The sequence below is a fragment of the Micromonospora sp. DT231 genome (genome assembly GCF_049847025.1).
GTDB lineage: Bacteria > Actinomycetota > Actinomycetes > Mycobacteriales > Micromonosporaceae > Micromonospora.
On sequence record NZ_JBNCNO010000008.1, the window covers coordinates 299834 to 308917 of the forward strand.

Here is a 9084-nt window from a genome sequence, read left to right on the forward strand (position 1 = left end):
GACACATGTCCGGTTATCCCGATCAGCATAGCGGACACGTGTCCGCTTCTGCCAAGAGCGGTGCGCCGCGACGGTCCGACGCGCGGCTCAATCGGGAACGGATCTTGCAAGCGGCGCGGGAGCTGGTACGCGAATCGGGTGAGTTGAAGCTCAATGCGGTCGCCAAGGCGTGCGGCATAGGGCAAGGGACGCTCTACCGGCATTTCCCCACCCGCGAGGACCTCCTGGTGGAGGTCTACCGCCAGGAAGTCGACGAGTTGGTCGCCGCGGCCGCACAGTTGGTGGAGCGCCGCGAGTCTATGGACGCGCTCGCGGCCTGGTTCGATCGGGTGGCTGCTTACGCTCGGGTCAAACGCGATGTGTTCGCGGCCGTCGAGGCGGCCACCTGGCGCGATCTTGCTGCCCACAGCCTCGGCCCGATCGGCGACGCGGTCGAACTGTTGCTGAATGCGGGCCGCGCGACTGGCAGCCTCCGCCCGGACGTGGAGGTCCGCGACGTTATCGTGCTCATCAGCTGGCTGTCGCGACTGGACGACACCGAACTCGACGCCCGCGGGCCTCGGTTGTTGTCAATCCTGATCGACGGACTCCGGGCACACCATCCCTGAGCCCCACGGGCGCTGGGTGCTGGTACGAGTTCGAGGTCAGGCTCACGCAGCCGACCCCATCCGCTTCTGCCGCCGATCGTGCGTGCTGTCCGATCGCACGTTCGCCACCTACGTTGACCGTTGGGTGTCCGAAGCCGGGTACACAGCTTGCGCGCCAGCGGGAAGTCGACGTCAGCTAGGAGCGAGAACTGCCCGAATTTGCCAGTTCGCGGATCATGCTGACCAGCTCTGCGGCGCGGGGACCACGTTGCCGTAACACCATCTTGAGGTGTTCCTGGGCGTTGCTCCCGGCGAACTGGATGCTCGGCGCCCTCGCTGGCAGCACGATGCCCACGTAGGCGCGCCGCTCATCCGTGGTTTCCAACAGCGTGCCGTCGGGATCCACACCCCACGAGTGCTGCCGCCAGAGTTCGTCGTCAGACAGCGCGTAGCCCGTGCCGATTGACTCGATGACTCCGTCGATCCAGAGCGCCGCGACGTTGCGATGACACTCACTGGCGTCGCCCTGTACGTACCGCACGGTCGATCCGAACGCAGCCGCGTGGGCACGCAACTCTTCAAGATCGGACTCGGGCTTGCCTGGCGGAACGACGAGCGAGCCCCCGAACGACAACGCGGCGGGCAGCCGCCGGCCGCCGAAATCATCGCGACGGTGCTGCGCTGGACGGAGTGGGTCGTCGCCCCGGCCGCCGTAGCGGGAGCCGTCGTCATCGGAAGGGAGATGTTCCTGGCCGACCGCCCCGGTAACAACGCCGGCCTGCCGTCACACCTCGCCGACGAGCCGTCCCCGTGGACCCGGCCGGTGCTCGTGGTGTCGGCCGTTGTGGTGGGACTCATCGTGCTGGGCGGCATCGTCGTGGCCGTCCAGTCGGCCAACCCCGACGATCCGCTCTCCTCCGCCGACGGCGCGCCGGGTGGGCGCGCCGATCCGCGCCGGCCGCCTCGACAACGCGGGCGCGCCAGGGGTTGGTGCGGGCAGCCGGGCGGTCCGTCCCATCTTCGCCCGCGGGTGGCGCGAGGCAACGAAACGGTTCGATCAGGGTCGTAAAGTCACACGTATCGATTGACATCGACGAAGGTCGCTGCCTATGGTCGCGTTCGAACCGATTCGACTGGGTGTCGAGCGGCCGTAGGCCGACGACGCCACGGACCCCGAGGAATCCATCGCGCAGCTTCCCGCCGATCTCGCTGCGTGACAGCACCGTCCCCGCACCCGCCCGAGCCGCTTCCCCGTCCCCTGAAGCCGTTCCCCGTCCCCTGGAGGCAACGTGAGATCCGCACCCCCACCCCGCTTCCGCGCCAGCCATTTGCTGGCCGGTGTGCTGATAGCGGCCGGCGTTTTGTCCGTCTCGGTTCCGGCGCACGCCGACAACCAGAGCATCAGCGTGAACTTCGCCACCGGCACCGCAGCGCCGACCTACCGGGCGTCCGGCTGGATTTACGGCATGTCCGAGAACGGCGCCAACCCACCGAGCAACTACTTCACCGACATCAAGTTCCAGGCGATGCGCGCGGGCGGAGCGCAACTGTCCGGCGGCGGCTGGCAGGGCGGCGGGTACGACCGGCGGTGGAACGCCACCCGGGCGCAGATGCTGCGCACCAAGGCCCTCGGCGGCACGTTCATCCTGCTCCCCCACGACCTGTGGGGTGCCGACGGCGCCAACATCCCGCGTTACCCCGGCGACAACGGCAACTGGACCGACTACAACAACTTCCTCACCCGGGTGATCGCCGACGTCAAGGCCACGGGTGTGCCGGTGCAGTGGGACATCTGGAACGAGCCCAACATCTCGATCTTCTGGAACCGGCCACAGTCGCAGTATTTCGAGCTGTGGCGGCGCACCTACCAGCGCCTGCGCGCAGAGATGCCGGGCACCCTGATCGTCGGTCCCAGCTATGCCGGCGTACCGACCACCAACACCGGTGCCTGGTGGAACCAGTACCTCGACTACGTCAAGGCCAACAACGTGGTGCCGGACATCTTCAGCTGGCACTCCCTGCCCGGTGACCCGGTCGCCAACGTCGCGGCGGCGAACACCACGCTCGGCTCCCGCGGCATCCCGCACACCCGGCCGTACCAGATCAACGAGTACGGCGCCTCAAACGAGCAGAATCCCGGTGACGGCGCCTGGTACATCACCCGGCTGGAGCGGGCCGGCGCCGACGGGCTGCGGGCCAACTGGGCCAGCGGCGGCAACCTGCACAACGACCTGGGCAACCTGCTGATCCACAACTCCGCCGGTCAGTACCAGACCAAGGGCGAGTGGTGGGTCTATCGGTTCTACGCCGGACAGACCGGCACCGTGGTGGCCACCACGCCGTCGGCCGGCTACGACGCGTACGCCACGAAGGACACCGGCACCGCCAAGGTCCTGATCGGCGGGGGACGCACCACCGGGAACATCGCCGTCTCGCTGCAGGGACTCAACGGCACCAGCGGACTCGTCGTGAACAACCAGGTCCGCGTCGTGGTGCAGCGCATCCCGGACAACAACGGCGGCGCGGTCACCGGCCCGGTCACCGTGCAAGACCAGGTGGTCAGTGTGAACGGCAACTCGGCCACGGTGAACGTCGCCAACAGCAACGTCAACGACGCGTACACGATCACCCTGCTGCCGTCGTCCACGCCGCCGCCGACCTCCCCGCCGCCGACCACGCCGCCGCCGACCTCCCCGCCGCCGGTGCCAGGTACGGCGTGCAGCGCCAGCTACCAGGTCGTCGGCAGCTGGCAGGGCGGATTCCAGGCCGAGGTGGCGGTCGCGAACACCGGCTCGGCGGCCACCCGCGGTTGGACCGTGAGCTGGACGCTGCCGTCCGGGCAGACGATCAACCAGATCTGGAGCGGTTCCCTCACCACCAGCGGAAGCACCGCCACGGTGACCAACGTGTCCTACAATGGGACGCTGGCGCCAGGTGCCAGCGCGACGTTCGGCTTCCTCGGTTCCGGCAGCTCGGCACCCACGCCGTCACTTACCTGTTCAGCGACCTAGGCGAAGAAGTCAGGTAACACTCCGAACGAGTAACGGACCACACGAACACCTGTGCACTGTCACAGGTGTTCGTGTGGTCCAGTCGAGTCCGCGACCGAGAGAGGGCAGCCAGCGGCCGAAGGTGAGCCTTGTGCGCGAAAGTCGATAACCACGTTGGACAGATGCGGCAAAAGTGTCTTCTGAAGTCCCGTGAGCACGGCCCACATGTTGGTAGTCCACCAGCCGCCGTCACAAGATCAGCGACAGAGCCGCTAAACGTGCACAGCGTCCTGCAGACGGCGGAGGCACGCCCGAGCCTTCAGCCGCCCGCGAGCCGGTCAGCGGATTCAGCGAGCTCCACAGGAACGTGCGGCCGACCATCGTGACGTTCCGTCACCAGCGAGCCAGCACCGGCGGTATGGCGTATCCGCTTCTGCCGATGAGCGGATGTCCGTGGTGGTCGCGATGATCAAAGATGTTGGTCATGAGCCACGAGCACCACACCTTCCACAACCCTCCGTCGGCAACGCCCGCCGATGTGCGGAGGGCTCTCGGCCGCACTCACGTTCCCGGCCGGCTGGCCCGGTCAGCGGCCGGGTGGTGGCTCATCGAATAGGACGGACCACTGCCGTTCGAAGTACTGCCTGATCGAGTGCCTGTAGGCGTTGACGTACTGCTGCGCTGCTGCGCGGCCGCCGCCCCGCTCGGGCAGGTCGGGCGTGACGTGCGGGCCCGAGCTGCGCAGATCCTGCAGGGTCTGGCCGAGGGACTTGCGGTACCGCCGGATCAGGTCGCGCAGGTTGGTCACCTCGGCGCTCTCCCAGAGGGTCGGGGTTCCGCCCTCGTAGCGATCCGAGTTCAGGATCGTAAGCTGACGCTCAAGGTATTCGTTGAACCGCAGGTCGTGCTGATCGAGGTGGGCGCCGAGCATGACCAGCTCGGCGCCGTCACCCTCCAACTTGCCGGGCTGCTGGGCGATCAGGTCGAGGTCTCGGAACTCGCGCTCAAGGAAGGCGCGGACCCGGGTGCGGTACTCACGCTCGAACTGCTTCATGTCCTCGACGACCTTTTGCAGGTCCGGGGTCGTGCCGGCCGTCACGTCCGCCGCGGCGCCCGCCCCGGCCGGGACCGCCGTTAATTTGGCCTCGGCCAGCGCGCTCGCCGCGGCAGCGGCCACCCGAGGGACCCCATCGTCGCAGAGGCCGGTGAGCACACGCCGGGCCTCCGCCGCGACGGACGAGTCCGGCCCGACCATCAAATCGGTCAGTTCGGTGACGGCGCCGATCCGACCGGCCGGCTCCGTGTGCGAGACGAGGTCGAGCAGCCCTGGACTCAGCACCGAGGGCACTTGCTGTCGCATCTGGCTGCGGGCCACATAGAACCCGCCCTGCACGCCGAACTCCCACTTGGACGGTGTTTGGTCGGCCGTGCGCTGCCGCACCTGGTCGTAGACGTACTCGTACATCTCGGCGATCGAGATGAACCCGTCACGGTCCCGGTCCGCCTCCCCGGTCCGGATTCCGTGCACGAGGGCGTTAGTGAAGATCGAGGGCCGCGGGGCACTGCCGTCCACCAGCTGCTCACCCTCGAAGGCGTATTCGGTCGCGGTCGACGCGGTGATGATGGCGCGGCCCCGGCCCTGCTCTAGGTGGCCCATCGGGAACTGGTCGACGACGTCGACCGCGCTGACCCGGGCGGTGCGCGCGATCATGCCGCGTTCGAAGGCGCCGCCGAAGCAGCAGTCCAGCAGCAGGACCACACTGCCGGCCCGGCTGCGGCGCATCTGACGGCTCACCCAGGCCGCCTCGATCCCGGTCGATGCGAGGCGGCGGTTGGTCGTGTTGGAAGCCGCGAGCATCAGCTCACCGTTCGCGTCCTTGATCCCGTGGCACGAGAAGTGCAGCAGGACCAGGTCGTCGCGGCCACGCTCGGCCAGCAGGTCGTCGATGCGCTCCCGGGTCTCGGCGTAGGTCGCGTTATGTAGCACCGACACCTCGAACCCACCCAACCCGGGATCGCCCAGCACGTCGGCCAGTGCTTCCGCGTCGGCGGAGGGCGCAGCGAGCCGGCCGAGGTTCGGATCGTCGTAACGATCAACCGCCACGATCAGGGCTAGCCGTCGGCGTTGCACGAGCTCAGCCCTGCGAGACAGCCTTGATGAACTCGTCGACCAGGCGTTCCTGCTGCTCGGAGGTCGCGGCGGTCAGGCGGATGGAGTGGTCGCCGACCGTCATCTCTACCTCGTTGCCACGCGGCCTGGACCCAGCCCACGCCCGCATCAGACCGACCACACTGTTGATCAGGTCGGCGGACTGCTGCAACGCGACCAACACGGCGCCGGCGGCGGCCACGTCGACGGCCCGTGCACCCGGGGGAATCTCGCCGGCGCCGACCGGCCGCACCTCGTCGACGTCGAGATCCAGCAGCTCCTGACGCAGGCGGACGGTGGACTCCTCCACGTCGGCCGGGTCGTCGTTGGCCGCGCGGACCATAATCAGCATTTCCACCGTTGCTCAGCCTCCAGACAGATCGTTTGCCATAGTGCCCGACCGGCCGCCTGCCCACAGTGTCGGGAAGTCGTCAATCCCACCGAGGGGTGGCGCCGGCCGGCGGATTCACGGTGCTGATCAGGTTCGGAAATAGAGCACCTAGCCTGAGTGCGATGCCGCACCTCCAGAGGGCCGGCGAGAGCGCCCTGCTCCAGATGACCCGCCGCCCCCCGCCGCACCGTGTTGTCGCTGCTGATTTTGGCGGTGGTGCTGACCGGGCTCGGCATGGTGCTGCTCTGGCCGACCGGTGCAGACCGGCCGGCCGACGCCGGCGGATCGATCGAGGTGATCGGGTGAAGGGAGCGATCGTGGAGGCGGTGGAGCCGCAGATCTGCGGGAGGCACTCCGGTGCCAACCAAGGCACTGGGCCGGCAGCTCGCGATCAGTCGGCGGTCGGCGCGAGCCCGGTTAGGGGGAGCAGGTTGGGAGCAGCGGGGTGCCCTGAACGGCCCTGAACTGCGTCCAACGGCATCGAACGGCGCTCAACTGCACCCACCCCTGCCTGCGGCTCCACGTTCTCGCAGGTCAGAGTCGGTGCGGCGTCCTGGTTCACACCGAAGAGGTCGCTGGTTCGATACCAGCATCGCCCACTCTCAGTTTGTGCAGGTCAGAAGCCCGTTACCGCAGTCATCGGTAACGGGCTTTGCCGTATGTGCTGCTTACATTGGGAGCAGATTGGGAGCAGCGCGGCTGGTTCTCTGTTCGGGCCGCCATGGACCTGTCCGGTTGATTGACCTGATGTGCGGTCCCGTGGGGGCCCTGCTGGCTATTTGAGCAGTTGGGCGGACCGCTGCCGGTGCCGCGCGGCGAGAGGGTGGCCCCCGGGTTATGGCTCATGGGTTGACTGGTGGCCATGGGTCCGGTGGTTGGCCCATTCGCCGGTCCACAGTGCGAGGTCGTGTACGCAGGTCTCGGTGCTCTGTCGGGACTTGGCGGCCCACTTCGTTGCGTTCCGTGAGGCGAAGTGGTCCAGGACCTGACGGTCTGTCGCCGCCCATGCGGGAAGCTGCCCTAACCACTCTTCTGCCTGCTCGGCGCTATGGCCGCTGCCGATCAGCCACTGGGCGAGTAAGGCGAGTTCGATCCATGCGGCGGCCTTGGTTGCCATGCCCAATCGACGATCCGTAGGCCGTGTGGCGTCACGATCAAGTTGGCCGGGTTGAGGTCGGAGTGGATAAGTGTTCTCGCCATCCATCGCCGAGTGCGCTACCCGCCTCCGCCTGGCCGGTCACAGCAGCGCGTCGACCACGTCGTCCGACGGATCGAACAGCCGCTCGACAGTCCCCTGCAGGTGGGTCGTAGAGACGTCTACCGCTTACGGCGACCCACCGGCACTTCCGGCTGGCTATCTATGCCCTACTGTCGCTCAACATGGACGATCGTGAGGTTGTTCGGCTGAAGGTGGACGGGTTGAACTCGATCGCTCACCTTCTGCCCAAGGCGCGTGGCCGGTGTGGGGTGTACGAGTTGGCGTTTGCCGACGGCCAGTGCTACGTGGGACAGGCTGTCGATGTGGTGACACGGTTTTGCGCCCACCGGCGGACGTGGTCGGACATTATGGAGATCGTCTTTGAGCGGGTTGTCCGTAGCCAGCTCGATGAGGTGGAACGTGATCAGATTCGCCGGCGCGAGGCAGCCGGGGCGCAGCTACGTAATGTCGTACACACCACGGGTCGGCTTGGCGCCAGCGAACTGGACGTTCTCCTGCCCCCGTCGGAGCAGCGGCGCTGGCTGGCCGACCACCAACCGCGGGAGATTCGCCTCAGGGATCGGCCGAACGACTCCGTCCTGCGCCACCGCAGCCACCACCGGTTCAAGCGGCTACAGGCGGATCCGCGGTTCACCGACGAGCTGGCCCGCTTCGTGGGTACGTACCTGCGCGTCGGGATGCCAATGTCGGAGCTAACCGAGCTGAGCTACTGGACGCTCAGCGCGCTCCCGGCTACCAACGCCGCAACCTACCCGCGCCTGCTCACCGTCTCGGTGCACGCCCTGGAGACCCTGTACATCTACCACGAGAAACACACCCCGCAGAAACTGCACATCCGCCTCAACATTGACGGGGCCGCCGCAAAGTCACACATTCGTACTCGCCTCAAGCTGGCATTGATGCAGCCGGTTGAAGCCCGCAACCGGATCCGCCCCGGGGTACTGGGACTGCACTTCACGTCGATACGATCCGCCCTCGACGCGCTTACCCAACCAGCAATCATCAAGGCGGCTCGCCAGCTCAACCTGGACCTCATGCGGAAGGGCCCGGCATTGAACTGGAAGACGCACTGCCCGGACCTCGTCGAGCGCGTCCTGTCCGCCTGAGGCCCAGCCCAGCAATGTCGGAGCACGTGTTCAGCCGGCGTTCGTGAGGGCGGCTGGCGATGGCCGGGGCCGTGGGAGCAGGTCGCGAGGAGGCCGACGTCCGCTCATGCCGCTGGTCGGGTGCCCGCCTCCGCGTCTCGGTCAGGAATGCGCGGCGCTTGCCTTAAGGCTCCGCAGCTGTTCGACCTTTCGCTCGGCGTCCTGCCGTGAATACGAGCCGAGCGCCGATAGCGGCATGGCGTCGTCGCCGAGACGCAGGACGGGAGCGTAGAGCGGCAAGCCTCCCCGTACGTCGATCTGTACGCAGTCAACCGACTGGATCGCGCTCCACGGTGTGACCTGGTCACGGCTGTCGAAGCCACGGACACGGACACCCTCTCCGCCGATTACCACGCCGAGTCGAAGAGCCCGCCAGATCCCGGCCATGCCGCTCATGACGAGTAGGCATCCCAGCACGATGCCGAACCAGTCGCGCTCGGCCAGTACGTCCCCGGAGGTGAAGTACGTGACGCCCAGCAGGGTCCATACAGCGAAGATCACGACTAGACGAGTAAGTCCGAAGTCTGGTCAGTGGTCGTAGGCGATCAGGGACCTGGTCACGGGTTGGCCGGTGGTCCGGTTGTGCCAGATCGCGGCGGTCAT

The 9084-nt window shown here is 67.3% G+C and carries 8 protein-coding genes; 4 read left to right on the plus strand and 4 right to left on the minus strand.

The window, feature by feature from the left end; translation table 11 throughout:
* Window positions 1-5 precede the first annotated feature (5 nt).
* On the plus strand, window positions 6-608 hold the full coding sequence (locus tag ACPXBU_RS22125) for a TetR/AcrR family transcriptional regulator (protein WP_425759475.1): 603 nt from the start codon (window positions 6-8) through the stop codon (window positions 606-608).
* A 175-nt stretch (window positions 609-783) separates the two neighbouring features.
* Here the strand turns inward: ACPXBU_RS22125 and ACPXBU_RS22130 are convergent, their stop codons facing one another.
* Complete coding sequence (locus tag ACPXBU_RS22130; protein ID WP_393291605.1) at window positions 784-1128, minus strand: hypothetical protein; 345 nt, start codon at window positions 1126-1128, stop codon at window positions 784-786.
* 21 nt (window positions 1129-1149) lie between these two features.
* Here ACPXBU_RS22130 and ACPXBU_RS22135 point away from each other — a divergent pair, with 21 nt between their 5' ends.
* Window positions 1150-1656, plus strand: coding sequence for a hypothetical protein (locus tag ACPXBU_RS22135; protein WP_425759476.1), 507 nt, complete (start codon window positions 1150-1152; stop codon window positions 1654-1656).
* Window positions 1657-1876: 220 nt separating this feature from the next.
* Window positions 1877-3598 carry a cellulose binding domain-containing protein gene (locus ACPXBU_RS22140; RefSeq protein ID WP_393291601.1) on the plus strand — a complete coding sequence of 574 codons (1722 nt, stop codon included), beginning with the start codon at window positions 1877-1879 and terminating at the stop codon, window positions 3596-3598.
* Between the two features lie 565 nt (window positions 3599-4163).
* Here the strand turns inward: ACPXBU_RS22140 and ACPXBU_RS22145 are convergent.
* Together ACPXBU_RS22145 and ACPXBU_RS22150 are read right to left on the minus strand one after the other, a co-directional pair.
* Window positions 4164-5708 (minus strand): caspase family protein, encoded by a 1545-nt coding sequence (locus tag ACPXBU_RS22145; RefSeq protein WP_425759477.1) that lies wholly within the window; start codon window positions 5706-5708, stop codon window positions 4164-4166.
* A 4-nt stretch (window positions 5709-5712) separates the two neighbouring features.
* The gene (locus tag ACPXBU_RS22150) at window positions 5713-6084 is read right to left on the minus strand and encodes a hypothetical protein (RefSeq protein ID WP_425759478.1); all 372 of its coding nucleotides are present in this window, start codon (window positions 6082-6084) and stop codon (window positions 5713-5715) included.
* A 1413-nt stretch (window positions 6085-7497) separates the two neighbouring features.
* Between ACPXBU_RS22150 and ACPXBU_RS22155 the strand changes: the two genes are divergently transcribed.
* Window positions 7498-8442 (plus strand): GIY-YIG nuclease family protein, encoded by a 945-nt coding sequence (locus ACPXBU_RS22155; protein WP_425759479.1) that lies wholly within the window; start codon window positions 7498-7500, stop codon window positions 8440-8442.
* Between the two features lie 141 nt (window positions 8443-8583).
* Here ACPXBU_RS22155 and ACPXBU_RS22160 read toward each other — a convergent pair whose 3' ends face one another.
* Window positions 8584-8982, minus strand: coding sequence for a PH domain-containing protein (locus ACPXBU_RS22160; RefSeq protein ID WP_425759480.1), 399 nt, complete (start codon window positions 8980-8982; stop codon window positions 8584-8586).
* Between the last annotated feature and the right edge of the window lie 102 nt (window positions 8983-9084).